14 protein-coding genes are annotated in these 20,348 nt (G+C 45.8%); 7 read left to right on the top strand and 7 right to left on the bottom strand.

Going from position 1 to position 20,348, the window contains the following annotated elements; genetic code table 11:
- Positions 1 to 19 precede the first annotated feature (19 nt).
- The 3 genes from potE to pdxY all read left to right on the top strand — a co-directional run bounded on the left by potE (position 20) and on the right by pdxY (position 2,637).
- Positions 20 to 1,330, top strand: coding sequence for a putrescine-ornithine antiporter (gene potE / locus R7F67_RS03155; protein ID WP_005374814.1), 1,311 nt, complete (start codon positions 20 to 22; stop codon positions 1,328 to 1,330).
- A 147-nt stretch (positions 1,331 to 1,477) separates the two neighbouring features.
- Positions 1,478 to 1,666, top strand: coding sequence for an AbrB/MazE/SpoVT family DNA-binding domain-containing protein (locus R7F67_RS03160; RefSeq protein WP_017634469.1), 189 nt, complete (start codon positions 1,478 to 1,480; stop codon positions 1,664 to 1,666).
- Between the two features lie 101 nt (positions 1,667 to 1,767).
- Entirely contained in the window at positions 1,768 to 2,637 is an 870-nt protein-coding gene (gene pdxY / locus R7F67_RS03165; protein WP_213886428.1) for a pyridoxal kinase PdxY, read from the top strand.
- A gap of 65 nt (positions 2,638 to 2,702) precedes the next feature.
- Here pdxY and sstT read toward each other — a convergent pair whose 3' ends face one another.
- The 7 genes from sstT to malT form a co-directional block, all read right to left on the bottom strand.
- Positions 2,703 to 3,920, bottom strand: coding sequence for a serine/threonine transporter SstT (sstT, locus tag R7F67_RS03170; protein ID WP_005374821.1), 1,218 nt, complete (start codon positions 3,918 to 3,920; stop codon positions 2,703 to 2,705).
- A gap of 356 nt (positions 3,921 to 4,276) precedes the next feature.
- Entirely contained in the window at positions 4,277 to 5,353 is a 1,077-nt protein-coding gene (rsgA, locus tag R7F67_RS03175) for a ribosome small subunit-dependent GTPase A (protein ID WP_258474578.1), read from the bottom strand.
- A 275-nt stretch (positions 5,354 to 5,628) separates the two neighbouring features.
- Positions 5,629 to 5,937 carry a PTS transporter subunit EIIB gene (locus R7F67_RS03180; RefSeq protein WP_258474579.1) on the bottom strand — a complete coding sequence of 103 codons (309 nt, stop codon included), beginning with the start codon at positions 5,935 to 5,937 and terminating at the stop codon, positions 5,629 to 5,631.
- On the bottom strand, positions 5,927 to 6,541 hold the full coding sequence (locus tag R7F67_RS03185) for an SCO family protein (RefSeq protein WP_042522188.1): 615 nt from the start codon (positions 6,539 to 6,541) through the stop codon (positions 5,927 to 5,929). The genes R7F67_RS03180 and R7F67_RS03185 overlap by 11 nt, the downstream gene beginning before the upstream one ends.
- A gap of 9 nt (positions 6,542 to 6,550) precedes the next feature.
- Positions 6,551 to 6,976, bottom strand: a complete 426-nt coding sequence (locus R7F67_RS03190; RefSeq protein WP_213968232.1) for a hypothetical protein — start codon at positions 6,974 to 6,976, stop codon at positions 6,551 to 6,553.
- 244 nt (positions 6,977 to 7,220) lie between these two features.
- The gene (locus R7F67_RS03195; protein WP_318056954.1) at positions 7,221 to 8,138 is read right to left on the bottom strand and encodes a DUF368 domain-containing protein; all 918 of its coding nucleotides are present in this window, start codon (positions 8,136 to 8,138) and stop codon (positions 7,221 to 7,223) included.
- Positions 8,139 to 8,716: 578 nt separating this feature from the next.
- Positions 8,717 to 11,425 (bottom strand): HTH-type transcriptional regulator MalT, encoded by a 2,709-nt coding sequence (malT, locus tag R7F67_RS03200; RefSeq protein WP_005374834.1) that lies wholly within the window; start codon positions 11,423 to 11,425, stop codon positions 8,717 to 8,719.
- 734 nt (positions 11,426 to 12,159) lie between these two features.
- Between malT and R7F67_RS03205 the strand changes: the two genes are divergently transcribed.
- From R7F67_RS03205 to mtgA, 4 genes are all read left to right on the top strand, one after another.
- Positions 12,160 to 14,613: a glycogen/starch/alpha-glucan phosphorylase gene (locus R7F67_RS03205; protein ID WP_005374836.1), complete on the top strand. Its 2,454-nt coding sequence runs from the start codon at positions 12,160 to 12,162 to the stop codon at positions 14,611 to 14,613.
- A gap of 117 nt (positions 14,614 to 14,730) precedes the next feature.
- A complete protein-coding gene (gene malQ / locus R7F67_RS03210) occupies positions 14,731 to 16,911 on the top strand; it encodes a 4-alpha-glucanotransferase (RefSeq protein WP_005374838.1) in 2,181 nt (726 codons plus the stop codon).
- 283 nt (positions 16,912 to 17,194) lie between these two features.
- Entirely contained in the window at positions 17,195 to 19,387 is a 2,193-nt protein-coding gene (gene glgB / locus R7F67_RS03215) for a 1,4-alpha-glucan branching protein GlgB (protein ID WP_373921116.1), read from the top strand.
- A gap of 136 nt (positions 19,388 to 19,523) precedes the next feature.
- Positions 19,524 to 20,198 (top strand): monofunctional biosynthetic peptidoglycan transglycosylase, encoded by a 675-nt coding sequence (gene mtgA, locus R7F67_RS03220; protein WP_054865800.1) that lies wholly within the window; start codon positions 19,524 to 19,526, stop codon positions 20,196 to 20,198.
- The last annotated feature ends 150 nt before the right edge of the window (positions 20,199 to 20,348 follow it).

Genomic DNA, 20,348 nt, shown 5'->3' on the forward strand with positions numbered 1-20,348 from the left:
TATTCGTGGAGAATAATTTATGAGTACTGAAACTAAAAAAATGTCGGTGGTGCAGTTAACCATTCTGACGTTCATCAATATGGCTGGCTCCGGTATTATCATGCTGCCAAGTAAACTGGCGCAAGTGGGTACCATTTCAGTGTTGTCTTGGCTGATCACGGCGGCGGGCTCTTTGGCGTTGGCTTATGTGTTTGCAAAATGTGGTCGCTTTAGTAAACGAGACGGCGGTATGAACGGTTACGCGTCTTACGCATTCGGTAAATCGGGTGCGTTTATGGCGGGCTGGACTTACGGTTTGTCGCTCCTTATTGCGAATATTGCGATCGCGATTACCTGTGTGGGTTACGGCTCCGCATTCTTTGAAGTGACCCTATCTCCGGTCGAAACCTGTTTGTACACCATCGCCATTCTTTGGATTTGTACTTTCGCTAACTTCGGTGGTGCGAAAATCACAGGTCAAATTGGTACATTCACCGTGTGGGGCGTAATCCTACCAGTGTGTTCATTGGGTATTGTTGGTTGGTTCTGGTTTAACCCAACCATGTACATTGAAGCTTGGAACCCACACAGCTTGCCATTTGGTGAGGCAGTGAGTGCTTCTATTGCGATGACATTATGGGCATTCCTTGGTCTTGAATCAGCTTGTGCGAACTCTGAAGCGGTAGAAAACCCAGAGAAGAACGTACCAATCGCAGTGCTAGGTGGTACGCTAATCGCGGCTGTGGTTTACATTGTATCGACAAACATCTGTTCTGGTATCGTTGCAAACTCTGAGCTTGCCGCTTCTACAGCGCCATTCTCAACCGTATGGACAGTGATGCTAGGTTCTGCCGCTGGTAAAGTGGTTGCGGGTATGGCGGTATTGGCTTGTGCGGGCTCTCTATTGGGTTGGCAATTCACTATCGCGTCAGTGTTCAAATCGTCTTCTGATGCGGGCTTCTTCCCTAAATTGTTCTCTCAAGTGGACAAACGTGGTACGCCAATCAAAGGTATGATCGCGATTACTATTATCCAATCTGTATTGTCTCTAATGACGATTTCTCCAACGCTGAACGAGCAGTTCGAAGCGCTGGTTAACCTAGCGGTAGTAACAAACGTTATTCCTTACATTCTATGTATGGGCGCAATCTTCATCATGCAGCAAGTGGCGCACGTGCCGGAGCGCGAGATGAAAACCACCAACGTTATCGCTCTGATTGGCTCTCTGTACAGTTTCTACGCGCTTTACGGCTCCGGCTACGAAGCGATGATGTGGGGCTCTATCGTAACCTTCCTTGGCTGGAGTGCTTACGGTCTGATTGCTGCGAAGCATGAGCCTTTAGCAAATTAAAAAATAATACTGAAAGAGCCTTCCCAAACGCGGTGTGGAAGGCTCTTTGTTTTTAGGCATTTACGCCAAATCCAAGTCAGCTCAAAGTATTTGAGGCTAGACATCCAATGACGTGAAAACTCATTTTCGACATTTGGAGGACGAAAGATGATAAGTCAACCTGTTAAAATCGGTGACGACACCGCCGTAGTCATTCCAAGCGTAATCCTAGCTCAGCTCGGGATAAGGGAAGGAGATACCCTAGAAATCGCACTGAATAAAGACAAAATGGAAATTAAGAAGATGGTGTTGAAAACCAGCGCGCCAACTTACTCTGAAGATATTGAGGAGAATTGAGTTAGAGAATCTTGGTTTGTCGGATACACTACTGGTTTCGCAAAACTGGCGCTTGCCGCTGTCTTTGAACTATCGATAACTACAATAAGAGGTAAGGTACTATGCAAGGTATCCTCTCTATACAATCTCATGTTTCTTTTGGTCATGCTGGTAACAGCAGTGCCGTTTTCCCAATGCAACGCATGGGTTTTGAAGTATGGCCGATTCATACCGTTCAATTTTCTAACCACACGCAGTATCAAGAAGGCTGGACTGGGCGAGCGTTTGCGGCTGAAGACATCAGCGAGTTAGTTCGTGGACTTGGTAACATCGGCGCGCTGGAAAAGTGCCAAGCGGTATTGACGGGCTACCAAGGTAGCGCAGAGCAGTGCCTTGCTGTTGAAGATACCGTGACGAAAGTGAAGCAAGCGAACCCGAACGCACTTTATGTTTGCGACCCTGTGATGGGCGCGCCAGACAAAGGCTGCATTGTGGCTCCGGGCATTGCTGAAAATCTTCTAACGCGTTTGATGCCAATGGCGGACGTGATCGTTCCGAACCAATTCGAGCTAAGTCAATTTGCTGAGATGGAAATCCACTCATTAGACGATGCGATCACCGCATGCCAACGTGCGCTAGAGAAAGGTCCAAAAGTGGTGCTAGTTAAGCACCTTTACTGCCTAGAAAATGGCAGCTTCAACATGCTATTGGCTACGCAAGAAGGCATTTACCTTGCGAAGCGTCCTCAATTTGAGTTTGCTAAACAACCTGTTGGCGTGGGCGATCTTATTTCAGCTATCTTTACCGCGGGACTCTTAAAAGGCTGGTCTCCCAAGCAAGCTTTCCAACATTGTCATGACGCATGCTACGGGGTGTTAAGTGCAACGTACCATGCAGGCGAATGGGAGCTGCAAACTATTGCTGCGCAGCAAGAGTTTGTTGAGCCAAGTAAGCATTTCTCAATTGAAGAGGTGGCTTTGGTCACCGCGTAATTGAGCGCAATTAAACAAAAAAGGGGAGCCATCATCGGCTCCCCTTTCTCTTTGTTCTGTCAGTCTTACTGAGCTTTTTGCTGCTCTGATTTACAAACTGCTGCCGTAAAGACAACGTCTGTTGAGCTGTTTAGCGCAGTTTCTGCAGAGTCTTGAATCACACCGATAATGAAGCCAACCGCTACAACCTGCATTGCTACGTCGTTTGAGATACCAAACAGGCCACACGCAAGTGGGATAAGTAGTAGAGAGCCACCTGCAACACCTGATGCGCCGCATGCAGAAACCGCAGCCACAATACTGAGCAGTAGCGCAGTCAGTAGATCAACTTCGATACCCATAGTGTGCACAGCTGCAAGCGTTAGTGTTGTGATAGTGATTGCAGCACCAGCCATGTTGATGGTCGCACCTAGAGGAATAGATACTGAGTATGTATCCTCGTCCAGTTTTAGCTTCTCACATAGTGCCATGTTTACTGGAATATTCGCTGCACTTGAACGAGTGAAGAACGCTGTTACACCACTTTCACGTAGACAACGGAATACAAGTGGGTAAGGGTTTTGTTTGGTTTTAACGAACACGATCGCCGGGTTTACAACGAGTGCGATGATCATCATTGCGCCAAGAAGAACCGCCAGAAGGTGTGCGTAGCTTGCTAGCGCGCTAAAGCCTGTTGTCGCAAACGTTGAAGCAACCAAGCCAAAGATACCAAATGGTGCAAGACGAATGATAAAGCGCACAATGTGAGACACGCTGTGGCTTAGATCTTCAAATACGGCCTTCGTTGTTGCCGATGCGTGGTGTAGTGCAAGACCCAGACCCACACCCCAAGCAAGAATGCCGATGTAGTTTGCTTCTACTAGTGCATTTACTGGGTTGTCGACCAGTTTAAACAACAATGTGCGTAGAATTTCAGCAATACCTTGAGGAGGCGTTGCACCTTCAGCGCCGGTGACAAGCGTTAAATTGGTCGGGAAAAGGAAGCTTAGAACCACTGCTGATAGCGCCGCGAAGAATGTACCCATCAGGTACAGTACAACGATTGGGCGCATGTAAGTGTGTTGGTTTTTCTTTTGGTTTGCAATTGAAGCGGCAACCAAAATAAACACAAGAATTGGCGCGATCGCTTTAAGCGCACCGACAAAAAGGCTACCAATTAATCCCGCGCTTTCGGCATGGCTTGGAGAAATTGTCGCGAGCAAAATACCAAAGACGATACCGACAAGGATCTGGACGACGAGGTTACCACGAGCATATCGGGCAACGAGGCTGTTGTGTTGCATACATCATTCCTGCAATTTTATGCCAGAGTGGCAGGGCAATAGTCCATCATTACACGGCGATAATGCCCTTATATTGCAAGGGGTGAGCATTGCTTCTGGTCACTAAGACACATGATTATCAATTATCCTGTTTTTATAAATTCAGCCATTTTCTTGCTGAATATCACATATCTTAGCTTGGTAATATTTTGTGTCTAGTTTTAGTTTGTTTTTGGATTAAATGTTTGCTCAATGTTATTTAAATAAGATTTTTATGTTGAAAATTATCATTAGTTATGAGTAATGGTTTTTAATAAAGTTGTTAAAAAGGAGACTTTCGTCTCCTTTGATTTTATTGACAACTCAAACGCAACAAATTAATAACTTTGTTGGCGCCTGCGCTTATCACTCATGGCATTTCGAGTGAGTTTCCCGAACTGTCGACTTTGAGCTCGTTGCTCTGCCAAAGTCGCACCGTTAAAGGCTTGTTCTCGCAATAGTTTTTGATAGTTATTGAAACGACGAACTTCCAGTTTGCCATTTTCAATCGCAGTTTGAATTGCGCAACCCGGCTCAGTTTGATGCTGGCAATCACCAAAGCGACAACGCTGAGCGAGAGCCTCAATGTCAGAAAATGCCTCACTGACCCCCGATTCACAATCTGCTAGTTGAAGCTCGCGCATTCCCGGAGTATCAATCAAGATGCCGCCATCAGGTAATATATGGATAGAGCGCGATGTAGTTGTATGTCGCCCTTTGCTATCGTCTTCACGAATATACCCAGTTGCCTGTTCTTGTTGCCCGAGTAATGCATTAACAAGAGTTGATTTGCCAACGCCTGAAGAACCGATAAAAGCGAGGGTTTGTCCTTCTTTGCACCAGGTCATGAGTTTAGAAGCACTCTCTATTTCTAAGCCGTTGACTGTCTCTATAGCTAATAGAGGGTCGAGCTTCTGTACTTGGCTTTTTAGTTCATCAGTATTGTCACACAAATCGGCCTTGGAAAGCACGATGACGGGTTCGACTTCGGCTTCATGAGCCAAGGCAAGATAACGTTCAATACGACTTAAATTGAAGTCGTCGTTAAGGGAACAGACGATAAACACTGTATCCACATTGGCTGCGATGAGTTGCTCTGCCACTTTGCTGCCAGCGGCTTTGCGGCTAAAGAGGCTCAAGCGATCCAGTAAGCGAACAAATTGCTGATCTTCATTTAAGATTACCCAGTCTCCGACGGTCATATTGGGTAAAGAATGGTGGGCATTAAGATGAACTTGCCCAGTTTCTGTTGCCAATAAATAACCACTTCGGTGATGCGCAATTACACGAGCAAAAATAGTGTTGTCGTAATCGTCTAATGTCAGTTGTTGCTGAAAAAATGGTTTCCAACCCAATTGTTTTAGAGGGTTTGAAGTTGAAACTAATGTGTCACAAAAAGTATGTGTTTGATTCATTATTGAATTATCCCAGACGCAACAAAGCGCCTTAATACAAATCGCATTAGGGTCTAATTCGGATAGAGTTGACCCCGGTGAAGACCGGGCAGAGAAGGGGAGTTGTGGTTATGCCACAGAGTTGGTGCTGTTAGGGTTACCCTTGCGATGCCCAGTTAGTGTTATTCAATACAATCATCTTGTGTCCTCTTCTTTGGTTAATAAATAAGTGAGTTAATTAAGCCAAAAGAGTATAGCTGCCCTTTTTTAAAGAGGGTAGCTATACTGCAAAAATATTAACTTTGTTTTGTGATGCGCTCTTCCATAATCTGCGAATACGTGTTGGCTTTTAAGCCGTATATGATTTGGATATGACGATCATCCAATATCACGACGCCATGCGCGCCATGATTTTTGAGTGCGTTCTTATCGATGACGGACGTCGCTCTGAGGGTAAGACGCAGCCGAGTCGCACATGCACCAGTTTCTATCAGGTTCTCTATGCCTCCAATGGCGTCAATGATCGTATCGACGTCTTGTTCGACATTGGGGTTGGTATGAGTTAGGAAATTGAAAAATTGCTTCAGCACTGACTTAACCGTCATTTGAAGAGCCTTCGGTCGTTAGTTTTGAAATGGCTTCAACAATCGGTGCCGGCGAGAGCGTATGCGGTACTTTAGTGATTAACGTGCCATCCGGCTTCAAGAAGTAAAAGTAAGAGCTATGATCCAGCGTGTACTTTAGTTCCGAGCCTTCCAATTCTGTCTTACGGAAAATGACACCATAGTTGTGTGCCAAAGGTGTCGTTACATCAAGTGGTGCCGATAGGCCTTCAATCATTGGATGGAAGTAATGGGCATATTTTGCTGATGCATCGGCCTCATCACGCTCTGGGTCTAAAGAAATGAACATCGGGCGTAGTTGTGCTTTTTGCGCGTCGTCAATTTGATTCAGTGCTCCTGCCAGCATTGCAAGAGAAGTTGGGCAAACGTCTGGGCAGCGAGTAAAGCCAAAATAGACGACTCGGATGCGAGGGTCATTCACATCGAAGATATTGACGGCTTGGTTATTTTCCCCAAACAATACCGTTTGTTGAGAGGTGGAACTGTCCACTTGCTCTGGCTTCGTTTTCTGGTTATCTAAATAGCTCTTTACGCCAAACCCGAGTGCGAAAGCAGCTACGAGAAATAGGGACCAATTGCGGCTCATAACGATTCCTTATCTTTGCATTTTTATAGCAGGGTAAACGGTATTCTCTCCATCACTGAGTTCACCAACCCAAGTCATTGCATCCTCCGTGCAAACCGGGAGAATGATGTCACCTTGATATTGGCCAGGAGCGATTTGCTTCAGCAAAAACTTAGGCTCACCCATCTCCATTTCTCTTCCTGAAAGACTTAGGATGAGTTGCTTAGCATCGCTTGTATGCCACTCAACATTTAGAGTGGTAGGAACCAAGGGTTGAGCAGTTTCTGAGTTTAGCGTCATCGTAACATTTTCTTGGACGCAAGAGGATGTAGAGAGAAAGCAGTATTCATCTATTGACTTGCTTTGAGTGGAAGAAGAAAAGCTTTTTATTAGAGTCGGGGCATAAAATCCCGCAACTAATGCGGCTGAAACAGCGGCGATTTGTAACAGTTTCATTAAGGTTCAGCATTTATCACTTAACATTACGAGCATCGTAGCACAGATGCGCCGCTCGCCAACTCGTGACCTCGGTAAATTGTGCGTTATACCTCGGTGACCAGCTTCTTAGTAATGCGATGGACTTTATTGCATCAAATACAGCAGAGTTTTCAATTGAGATGTTTTTGCCCTTAGCCAATAGATAAAAACGGAGCCAATTGGCTCCGTTTTTATTTGGTTCAGTATGTGTTTGATACCAAAGTTATTTATCTGAATCTGCGAATTTCTCTAGACCCAAAACCAGAGCAATGGCTGCAAGCATCATTACGACAGCAAGTACTAACTGAGAAGGTTGTGATGTCACGTGTTCAAATTCAAATGGTGATAGGTTGTGCTGTAGCAATGGCACTTGTTCGCCCTTCGAATTGGTGCGCCAAGTGATGGTTTCTTTCCATGGCCAAATCTTTGGCAACGTACCAATCATTAATCCAGTCAAAAACATCAGGGTGAAATCACGGAACTTGCGTAGTAACCACGACAATAAGTGAGAGAAGGACAGTAAACCGATCACGCAGCCAGACAAAAATAGCGCTAATGTATCGACTTGAAAACCTTTCACTGCGGCTAATACAGGAGCATACATGCCAATCAGCAGCAAAATAAAACTGCCAGAGATACCCGGCAAGATCATCGCACAAATCGCGATAGCTCCAGCGAATAAGGTGTTAATGGCCGTTGGTTCCATGTGTAAAGATTTGAGCACAGTAATACTATAAGCAAACCCGACACCAACGAGCAGAATGACAAAGCGGACAAGATCGCGTTGCTCAACCTGACGAATAATGTGATACACAGAGACCAAAATTAGACCAAAGAAAAATGACCAAAGTGGGATCGGGTGTGTGTCAAGAAGCCAAGTAATCAACTTTGCTAGCGTTGCAATACTGGTGAAAATGCCGGCAAACAGAGCGATTAGGAAGAATCCGTTGATGTGATTAAACGCGGCTTTAAACCCTTCTTTTCGCCAGATAGAGAAAAGTGAGGGGTTAATGCGTCGAATGCTTTCAAGCAGCGTATCGTAAATACCAGTGATAAACGCGATGGTGCCGCCAGATACACCAGGTACAACATCTGCTGCACCCATGGCGATTCCCTTGAAGAAAGTAATTAAGTAGTTCATTGCTCTAATGCTAAGTCGTTTCGATGGCAGAGAGTATACAAACATTGCGATGAAAAAAGTATGAAATAGTGCTGTAACTACTTGGTTTTATATCCAATCTATTGCCTATCTTTATTATCCGCCAAAAGACAATGCCGCCGTAACGAGCTTTTAATGCTTGGTTTACATTTTTGAGATGATTAACTCTACTATCAATTATCAATCTTGGTTGCATTATGCAATTGCAATTTGCATTATAAAATTGCATTTTGATAATTTGCGCGTGAATAAATCCAGCTTATATGAGATCTTGTGCCCAAAAATAAGCCTTTGCATTTTGGCATGATTAATGCATAATACTGCTCGACCCTTCTTAAGCCGAGGGTCACCTAGCCAACTGACGTTGTTAGTGAATACAATTTGTTCACACTAAATATAAGCCAATCGCGATTATTGCGGTTGGCTATTTTTTTATATGAACAACGTTACTTACGTGCTTTGCAAATTGCACTTCTCTTTCTGTCAGTCATAAAAAAGGGCTGACGTGTTACGTCAACCCTTGTGTTTTACTTTACGTTTTAACCCGTTTATCTAGCAGTTCAGTATCCCATTAACTGTAGCAAATTTTCAGCTGTCACAATGGCTTCTTTACGATTAGCAATATTAAGCTTTTGGTACAGGTTGCGAATGTGGGTTTTAATTGTCGTACCTGCCACATCCAGCTCTTGTGCGATTTGCTCGTTACTAAAGCCTGAATAAATCAGCCCCAGAACCTGCCATTCGCGTTGTGTTAATGGGCTGGTACGTACTAGCTCTGGCACATTAGGGTGATTCACCAACTTTTCAATAAAGTCTTCATCAAAGTGAATCGACCGGCTACGTTGATTCGATGAAATGTCCTTCATTAACTGTTGAGCACGGTGACGCTCAAGATCGCCCAGTTCATGGCGGAGGCTCAACTTCTCCAGCAGACCGCCAATGGTTGCACCATCAATCAGGAAGTTTCCGACCATGCCAGTTTGGTTCGTCATTACTAATGCTTCTTTTAACAGAGCCTTGGCTTGCTCCTCATCTTTTTGGCGAGCAGAAAGGACTGCTTCAACCACTAAGTTGCGATTAGTATCTGTGATTAGGTTAGTGCGACGAGCTTCACCTTGGAGAAAATCTAACGCAGCACGAGCGTCGGTATATTGGCCTAAGTTAATGTGGGCGCGAGCAATGTTACGCCATTGCAATTGAGAAAAGTGGTTGCATGCCGATTCAGGACGAACCGCAGTGTTGAGCCATTCTTGCATTGCATCGGTATTCCCACGCGCTTGCCAAAATAGAATCAACGATAGTGAAGCGTTTGCAGTCCAATCTACGTGGTAAGTCGACTGTTTCATCAAGTGTTGGATGTGCTCAATGAATTTACCGGCTTTGTCTAATTCACCGCGTCCAATCGCAATACGCGCCAACATCGAATAACTATGTAAGTGCTTGCTTGGTGAATGGTTTTCGAGAATTTGCAGACCTTTGTACGCGCATTCTTCCGCTTCATCAAGTCGGTTCCAGCACCAAAGTACTTGCGCGCGAATACGCAGCAAAAATTCATGAAGAGGAACATGCTGAAGCTGCTGATCTTCAATCAGACGGAATGCGGAATCTTGTAGTTCAAAGGCAGCTTGCACGTAACCTTGTGCAATTAAAATCTCGCTTTGCTGCAATATTGCCCATAACGCTTGGTGATATACCTGGTACTGACGAGCTAGCTTTTCAGTTTGTTGCATCATTGGCAAAGCACGGTCTAGTTTACCTAGCACGTGGTTAACTTCACCAACAACCGAAGTCGCCACAATTCGGCTACGGTAAATTGTGTTATCAAGTTGGCTAAGCGCTAACTCCGCTAATTCGAGAGCTTTTTCTGGCTGGTTACTGTTGATAGCCACTTGAGCAAGCAACGCGTTTGCTTGACCTTGATAATGAATATCTAACGCAATGTTACGCTTTTTGTGTTCCTCTTCCGCTTCTTCAAGCAGGTGGCCCACTTGGTTATAACGATGCTGACTTTGAGCCAACCATGCTCGGAGCATCGTAAGTTTTGGGTGGCTGAACAACAGATCATCGTCCAACTTGTTAATTGAGCTTTCCAGTGTGCTGAGTTCGCCTTGGTTAAACATCTTCCAGCCGAATTCGTTTAGGATCTCTACCACTAAGTCCTTATCATTCGATTTTTGTGCATGATGAATCGCTTGGTGTGGTGCTTTTTGTTGTAACCAAGCGATAGCAGCATTGCGGTGGAGATCTTTTTCTTGCTGAGGAATACGAGCTTGGCGCTCATGAGATAAAAACTCGCCAAATAAGTTATGGAACCGGAACCAGTTCTGTTCCCCTTCGAGCGGGTAAATGAATAAGCCGTAACGGTTAAGCGATTCAATCATTCCCAGTGCGTCTTCGCGTTGGGTAAGGGCAAACACTAGCTCATCATTGAAGTGGTCAAGCACGGATACTTGCATTAAAAAGTGACGAGTTTCGTGATCGAGTAAGTCAAACACTTCTTCGACCAAGTAATCCCACAAGTGCGCGTGATTGAACTGCGATACCGACTCTACAGTTTGCGCCAATGTGCGGTTTTGATGTTGGGCTTGTAATGCGATCAACTGCATCGCCGATGGCCAACCTTCAACATAGGTTCTTAGGCTGTTCGCCATGTCTTCATCAATACCATCGGCGATACGCTGGTTAAAGAAGCGAGTGGTTTCTTCGGTATCAAACGCCAACATCTCGTTGCCAATTTCGATCATTAAATCACGAACACGTAAGTTTGCAGTGCCTAGAGGCGGCGCTGCACGACTGGTTACCACAACGGTGAGGTTGTCTGGCATGTGCTTTAAAAAGAAACGCATGGATTCATGGATTTCATCATTCGTGATTAAATGGTAGTCATCAAGCACCACGTAGCACTCTTGATGAAAGTCAGCCATTTCTGCGAATACTTCGCTAAATAGGGAGCGTAAAGACGAGATCTGACGTTTTTCCGCCAGTTTTTGTGCGTTAGCGCAACTGAAGTTGGTGGCTTTGTTTAATGCTTGAAGCAGATAGTTTACAAAGCGAAAGCCGTCGTTATCGCTGTCATCAATGCTGTACCAACCGACGTTTGGCTTATCGGATAGCCACTGCGCTGCCATTGTTGTTTTTCCGTAACCTGCTGGGGATCGGAATAAAACCAATTTGTAGTAAGGCGCTTGCTGTAGTAAGTCCAACACTCGTGGGCGCACGATGGCATTGTGTAGGCGTCCTGGTCGAGTAAGCTTAGATGGAATCCACATTAGTAGTTATGTCCTTATTTATGTATACCCAAATGACAGCAACGTGATCATTCTAGTAAAGCCCCCTTGAAAGCCGTCTTACTGAATGAGGCCATCAGCATCAAAAACACTGTTTGAATACCGGATAATGTCGCTGCTATTGGGGCTTGCGTCCGTCTGAAAAACCATTCCATACGGTCACTTAAATATAAAAGCTAGCGAAAACTAGAAATAACTCACATCGCCTAATTCTAGTTTGTATAAAAAGCGTACAATCCTGTGAGCTGAGAGGGATGTTACGACATCAGAAATGTTCGTTACTTTGATCCACTTCCTAATTCTCAAGGGTTGATGGATTTACCATCAACTACGCCCTTTATTTGTGATTTTCGTCACTTAAATATCGTTTGTTTCGTTAGCGTTAAGATCGCGTTGCACATAGATTACGAAAAGTTCTTCTACGCTGACCGAGTTAATGTGACCGATATTACAATTTTCACATCATCAGATGAGTGGACTATAAAAAGCGTCATGAACGGGTTTTAACCTTTCTCACATTCCATTGTGATCAAAATCACTAAGAACTGGTGCAAAGTTCACTTTGTTGAGATTTGGATCACTAACCTAGCAATGGTACCCCCTCTACGCCCTCAGCCCTCCTCCTTCAAAGGATGAGAATTAGGAGGATGTTTATTCACAGAGGTAAATGCACGATGTATGGCAGATGAATTACCAAAAGACGTGAGAATTTCGTAATGAAACCTACTCAACAAAAACAATTTGACAAGAAGTCGTTCCAAGAAAGCGTAAAGAAACACCTATCTGTAACTTACGCTCATACGATTGAAAACGCAGACAGCCGCGCATGGTACCTAGCAATGGGGCATGCTCTGGCTGAATTTACTACTCTAGATTTGCTTGCGACAGAAGAAGATCCACGCATTAAAAGTGCGAAGAGCGTTAACTACCTTTCGCTAGAATTCCTTATCGGTCGTTTGACTGGTAACAACCTAATCAGCATGGGTCTGTACGAACAAGTAACAGAAGCAATGGCTGAACTAGGTTACAACCTAACTGATCTGCTAGAAGAAGAGCGCGACCCATCATTGGGTAACGGTGGCCTTGGTCGTCTGGCTGCGTGTTTCATGGATTCATGTGCGGCACAAGAGTTCCCAACTGTCGGCTATGGTTTACATTACGAATACGGTCTATTTAAACAGTCATTCAAAGATGGTCGCCAGCAAGAAGCACCTGACGCATGGCGCGGTGTAGAAGGCTACCCTTGGGAAATTGCGCGTCCAGAACTTGCGCAAGAGATCGGTTTTTACGGTCACGTTGAAGTGATTAACGAGAACGGTAAAGAAGTTCGCAAATGGGTACCAGGCATGACAGTAAGAGCAATGCCTTGGGATCTTCCAATTGTGGGTTACGAATCAGACACGGTTTACCCGCTACGTCTTTGGGAATGTCAGGCGATTGCACCATTCTCACTAGCAAGCTTTAACAATGGTGATTACTTCGAAGCTCAGCACGCACTGATCGACGCAGGTAACATCACTAAAGTGCTTTACCCGAACGACAACCACGAGAAAGGTAAAACACTGCGTCTAATGCAGCAGTACTTCCACTCAGCAGCGTCTGTACGTGACATCCTACGTCGCCACGAAGCTGCGGGCTACTCGCTAGCGGATCTACCTAAGCAAGAGACTATCCAGCTTAACGATACACACCCAACGATTGCGATTCCTGAACTAATGCGCATCCTGATGGATGAAAAAGGTTTAGCTTGGGAAGCGGCTTGGGAAATCAGCTCTAAGACATTTGCGTACACCAACCACACGCTACTTCCAGAAGCACTAGAGACATGGCCAGAGTCGCTAATCCAGCACCTGCTACCACGTCACATGGAGATCATTTACGAGATTAACCACCGCTTCCTACAAGACGTACGTGCAATGTGGCCGGGTGATGTCGCGAAGCAACAGAAGCTTTCTATCATCGAAGAAGGTTTCCACCGCATGGTTCGTATGGCAAACCTATGTGTAATCGGCTCTTACGCAGTAAACGGTGTAGCAGCACTTCACTCTGAATTGGTTAAGAAAGACCTATTCCCAGAGTTCCACGAAATGTACCCGACACGTCTACACAACGTAACGAACGGTATTACGCCACGTCGCTGGTTGAAGTTCTGTAACCCAGGTCTGTCTCAGCTTATCACTGAGAAAGTCGGCCCAGAATGGCCAGCGAAACTAGAGCAACTTGAAGGTATTGCGAAGTACGCTACTGACGCGACATTCCAAAAAGAATTCATGGCAGTGAAGAAAGAGAACAAAGAACGCCTAGCAACTTGGGTGAAAGAGAACATGGGTATCGAGCTCGATACTAATGCAATCTTCGATGTTCAAATCAAGCGTCTGCACGAGTACAAACGTCAGCATCTAGACTTGCTACACGTACTGTCTCTGTACCACCGTATTCTTAATGAACCAGGTTTTGAGTGTACGCCACGCGTTGTGTTCTTCGCAGCAAAAGCAGCACCGGGTTACCACCTAGCGAAAGAAATCATCTTCGCAATCAATAAGATTGCAGACAAGGTGAACAACGATCCTCGCATCGGTAACAAGCTGAAAGTGGTATTCATCCCTGACTACCGCGTGAGCATGGCTGAAATCATTATCCCTGCGGCTGACGTTTCTCAACAAATCTCGCTAGCGGGTAAAGAAGCATCAGGTACAGGTAACATGAAGATGGCGCTAAACGGTGCGCTAACTATCGGTACAATGGATGGTGCAAACGTTGAGATTCGTGAGGAAGTAGGCGATGAGAACATCTATATCTTCGGTCTAGATGTTGAAGGTGTGAAAGCGCTGAAAGCTCAAGGTTATAACCCATTTGATTACTACAATGCGGATCACTTACTCAAAGCGTCCATGGACCTACTACTGGGTGAAGAATTCACTCCAGGTCAACCGGGCCTACTACGTGCAACGTACGATAGCCTGCTGGATGGCGGTGACCCATACCTATGTCTTGCGGACTTCGCATCGTATGTGAAAGCGCACGAAGACATGAGCGAACAATATAAAGATCAAGCTGGCTGGGCGAAGAAGGCCATTCTTAATACCGCCCTTGTTGGCAAGTTCACGTCAGACCGCTCAATCCGAGACTACGTGAACAATATCTGGAAACTTGAAGCGGTGAAACGCTAATAGAACCTAGTTAAGACCAAGGTAGCCAAGCGCTACCTTTGGTCATTTTCCAAAAGAAGTTATTGATAACAATAAAACCCTACATGGAAGGTGTTGGTATTACCTTCGGAGAAAGCGATGAAAGAACAAACAGCATTAAAGAAAGTCGCGGAAATGGCGAGATTGGCTGATAGCTATGTCAGTGCTTGGGGAGATGAGGCTAAAGTGTCTGAGGAGACGCTACGCCGCTTGCTCGCTTCGCTTGGCTACGATACTAGCAGTGATGAAAAACTACTGGCTTCTGCTGAAAAGAAACATAAAAAAGACGTACTAGCCCCTGTTCTTGTTTTACGCGACGGCGAACCAGTCGAAGTGGAACTAAACCTAGGTACGAGTGCTCGTGAGAGTGAATTCAGCTGGCGTTTAGAAACAGAACAAGGAGAGGTACTTGAAGGCTATCTTCAGTCCCAAATTGTTCGTGATGAGCGTGCTGAGGGTGGCCCTCTAGTGTTTGCATTGCCAAAGAACTTGGCTTGGGGTTATCACAAACTGATCATCAGTCGTAAGCGTCGTAAAACACCTTACGAGATGTCATTGATCATTACGCCGAAAGCGTGTTTCAAACAAGACGATCTAAACCAACACAAAAAGCTATGGGGTCCTAGTATCCAGCTTTACACACTGCGTACTCAGCATAACTGGGGCATCGGTGATTTTGGCGACCTAAAACAACTGGTGAGTGATATTGCCTCTCGTGGCGGTGACTTCATTGGCTTGAACCCTATTCACTCGCTGTTCCCTGCGAATCCAGAAGGGGCAAGCCCATACAGCCCGTCTTCTCGTCGTTGGTTGAACATCATGTACATCGACGTAAGCTCTGTACCTGAATTCGCGCTAAGTGCAGAAGCACAACAGCGTGTTGGTAGCGCAGAGTTCCAACAACGTTTACAAAAAGCGCGAGACTCTCATTGGGTGAATTACACCGAAGTTTCGCAACTAAAAATGAGCGTTCTTCCGCTGCTATTCAGTGAGTTTAAAGCTCGCCATTTAGACAAGAACACCGATCGCGCTCGTGCCTTCTTGGACTTTGTTGAAAAAGGCGGCGACAGCTTGCTACACCAAGCTGCATTCGATGCACTTCATGCTGATTTACATGCAGAAGATGCAAACATGTGGGGCTGGCCAGTATTCCCTGAGAAATACCGCACATTCGACGCAGCTGGTACTCAGAAGTACATCAAGGATAACCAAGATCGTGTTCACTTGTACATGTACCTGCAATGGATCGCAGACGATCAAATCAAAGAAGCGCAAGCGCTAGCCGAAGAAAAAGGCATGGCTGTGGGTTTGTACCGCGACCTTGCGGTTGGTGTTGCAGATTCAGGTAGCGAAACATGGGCTGATGAAGGCGCGCTAGTATTGGATGCAAGCATCGGTGCGCCACCAGATGTACTTGGTCCACTAGGCCAAAACTGGGGTCTGCCTCCGCTTAACCCTCAGGTTCTAGAAGCGACTGGCTACGACGCTTACATCAAATTGCTACGTGCTAACATGAAGCATTGTGGTGCATTGCGTATCGACCACGTACTTGGCCTGCTTCGCCTTTGGTGGATTCCAAAAGGCGAGAAAGCGACAGAAGGCGCATACCTGTACTACCCAGTGGAAGACATGCTAGCAATCCTAGCGTTGGAATCTCACCGTCATCAGTGTTCTGTAATCGGTGAAGACTTGGGTACTGTACCTGATGAAATCGTTGATATCCTTCGTGATGCGGGTGTGCATTCGTACAAAGTCTTCTTCTTCGAAACATCAAAAGACGACGGTGGCTTTATTTCTCCGAAGCACTACGCTGAGCAATCTATGGCTGCGCTGTGTACGCACGATATGCCAACACTACGCGGTTTCTGGCACTGTGATGACTTGAAGATGGGGCGTGAGATTGGTCTGTACCCTGATGAGCAGCAGTTGGAAGGCCTATTCGCTGATCGCTTGAAGTGCAAACAAGGCATTCTAGACAGCGTTCGCTGGCATGGCTATTTGCCAGAAGGCATTGGTCATGATGCTCAGTATGTGCCAATGGATTCATACCTAAGCGAAGCGCTGCAACTGCACGTAGCCGCGGGTGACTCTGCACTGCTTAGTGTTCAGCTTGAAGACTGGCTAGAAATGGATCAACCGGTCAATATTCCTGGTACGGTGGATGAGTATCCAAACTGGCGTCGTAAATTGTCGATGAACCTAGATGAAATCTTCAGCCGTGAAGATGTGAATCGTATTTCTAAACGCCTTACTGAAGTTCGTGCACAGGCGAGTAAGTAAGATGCCTAGAGTGGCGTAGATGGACGAGCTGATTACCAATTTTGTTAGCTCAGAGGTACGAAAGTTCCGTCTAGGTCACTCATTCCTAAAACACAATCCGTTAGGATGAAGTACCGTTATTATGCCCGCGACAATAGCGGGCATTTTTGTATTTTGACGCCGTTTACGCAACGAACGTGAGAAGCGGAGTCTTTTTGTGAGTTCACAACGTTGGCTGTGGAGAAACCGATGTTTGATTCAGATCTCTGGTCTTGAAAAGGATGTTGGCTCTAGGGAGAAAGATTTGAAAACCACCAAAACCAAGAAAATAAAGAAACAACACGAACGCGCATACGAACTGCTTGCTGAGGCGGCTTACTCAGATCCATTTGCGGCGCTGGGTCCATTCATTGACGACGAAGCTTCGCTGAGAGTTTGGATGCCGGGCGCAAACAAGGTTGAACTGCTTGTTAATGGTGAACCTCGCGTGGCGCTTGAGCGTGATGGCGACAGCGGTTTCATCTTAAAAGAGCAACGCGATTTACACCTGACCCACTACCGTTTAGCGGTCGATTGGAATGGTGTTGAACAAATTATTGATGACCCGTACCAGTACCACAATATCTACCAAGAGTACGAGCATCTGCATACGCCAAAAGACATGTATCACTACATGGGCGCACACTTTGTCACGCTAGAACGTGGCGGTGAAAACATCTCTGGTGTGCGTTTCCTTGTTTATGCACCACATGCATCTGCTGTTAGCCTTGTGGGTTGCTTCAACCAATGGGATGGCCGTCGTCATCCAATGCAACGCTTAGACTACGGTATCTGGGGCCTATTCATTCCTGGTTTGGAAGAGGGGGTACAATACAAATTTGAGCTCAAAGGGCCAAATGGGGAAGGGTTGCCACACAAACAAGACCCTTGGGGTTTCTACTCTGAGCAATACCCATCGTTCGCATCCATTACCTACGATCACAAGCGTTACCAATGGCAAGATGCGAAATGGCAAAACCGTGCAGTGACACAAAAGCGTGATGAAGCGTTATCGTTTTACGAGCTACATGCTGGATCATGGAAGCGCGACGAGAACGGTGATTTCCTGAACTACCGCGAACTCGCGGAGCAGTTGGTGCCATACCTTGTGGATATGGGCTACACCCACGTTGAGCTGATGCCTGTGTCTGAGCATCCATTCTATGGTTCATGGGGCTATCAACCTGTTGGCTTGTTTGCACCAACTAGCCGTTTTGGCTCACCTGATGATTTCAAATTCTTCGTGGATGCGTGTCACCAAGCTGGTATCGGTGTAGTGCTGGATTGGGTTCCTGCGCATTTCCCATCGGATGATCATGGTTTAGCTAACTTTGATGGTACGCCTCTGTTCCATGATCCAGATCCTCGTCGCGGTTGGCACCAAGATTGGAACTCCTACATTTACGATTTAGGCCGTGAACATGTGCGCCGCTTCCTTGTCTCGAATGCGCTGTACTGGTTTGAACAATTCCATATTGATGGTATTCGCGTGGACGCAGTCGCATCGATGCTTTACCTCGACTACTCACGTAGCCACGACCAGTGGGTTCCAAACGTCGATGGTGGCAACGAAAACTACGACGCAATCGCAACCTTAAAATGGATGAACGAAGAAGTGTACAAGCACTTCCCGAATGCGATGACGATTGCGGAAGAGTCAACGGCGTTTCCGGGGGTGTCTGCGCCAACCTTTATGGGTGGTTTAGGTTTTGGCTTCAAGTGGAATATGGGGTGGATGCACGACAGTCTTTCATACATCAAAGAAGATCCTGTTCACCGCAAATACCACCACAATACCATCACCTTCCCGCTGGTTTATGCGCACAGCGAAAACTACGTCTTGTCTCTCTCTCACGACGAGGTGGTGTACGGCAAAGGCTCTATTCACAACAAGATGCCGGGCGATGAATGGCAGCAAACCGCAAACCTAAGAGCATACTACGGTTATATGTATGGTCAACCGGGCAAAAAGCTGAACTTCATGGGCGCGGAAATCGGTCAAACGGCGGAGTGGAACCACGATGATCAGTTGCAATGGTTCTTGCTAGAATACGAGCGTCATCAAGGCGTTCAAAAGCTGATGCGAGATTTGAACCACTTGTACCGAAATGAAGCGGCGATGCACGATCAAGATTGTGTTCCTGCTGGTTTTGAGTGGCGTCTACAAGACGAAGCGGATGCGAGCATCCTAGCGCACGAGCGTATTAGTAAAGAAGGTGAGCGTATTCTGATCATCACCAACTTTACGCCCGTACCACACGAGCGCTTTCGTTTAGGCGTTCCAAATGCAGGTCAATACGAACTGCTACTGAATACAGACGACAGCAAATACGGCGGCAGCGATTTTAAAGTGCTGACCAGTGTGAAAACGGAAAAAGTTGAAAGTGAATCACTGCCTCAATCACTTGAGCTTCGTTTGCCTCCACTTTCAACCGTGTTCTACAAGCTGCACAAATAATTTAGTCTAATCAAATTCTAAGCCCGTTTTACATTGTAAATCGGGCTTTTTTTGACCAAGTTTTCACTAACGATAAACAGACTGCATACTCTATACTTGCATCATATTGTTTTGTTAAATCAGGCTAGGTCGGACTTTGAGAAAGATTAAATCCCTTCTGTTCAATATCTTATTGGTGCTTTTGCTTTTACCAGTGATGCTCGTTGGCATAGTGAAATACATCGATCCACCAATTTGGGGATGGAAGATCAGCCGCATGATTTCTCCTCCTGAAGGATTTCCTGAAGAGAGTCAAAATGAATGGGTGCCTTTGAGTGATATTTCTAAACACATTCAACTGGCCGTGATTGCGACAGAAGATCAAAAGTTCCCGACCCATTACGGAGTGGATTTTGATTCCTTGTTTAAAGTGATCTCAGAGTCTGGCGAGAACGGTCCCTCTCGCGGTGCGAGCACGATTACTCAGCAAACTGCAAAGAACGTGTTTCTGTTTCCTTCACACTCTTATGTGCGCAAAGCGTATGAGCTTTATTTTGCTCTGCTGATGGAAGCAATGTGGAGTAAAAAACGCATTCTTGAAGTGTATTTGAATGTGGTGGAGTTTGGTCCAGGTATTTATGGCGCGGAAGCCGCTGCGCAAAACTACTTTGGTATTCCTGCTAAACAACTTTCAACACGCCAAGCAGCAAGGCTTGCGGTGGTGCTGCCAAATCCGTATCGCATCAAAGTCTACCCTCAGACTTCTTACACCATCAGCCGCGTCAATTGGGCGATGAGACAAATGCGTAACCTTGGTAGCGTGCAGCTTTAAACTCTCTTTTACCCTGCTCATAAATAGAACTACGCCCCAATAAAAGCAAAATGTGAAGCGTCACAAGCTTTAGGGCGTAGCCTTTCAGAATGATGTGCTCAGTTTTTCATCCATTTACTATTAGTGTGAATAAAACTACAACACGAATAC

It is taken from the genome of Vibrio sp. YT-17 (assembly GCF_033337375.1).
Taxonomy (GTDB): domain Bacteria; phylum Pseudomonadota; class Gammaproteobacteria; order Enterobacterales; family Vibrionaceae; genus Vibrio; species Vibrio alginolyticus.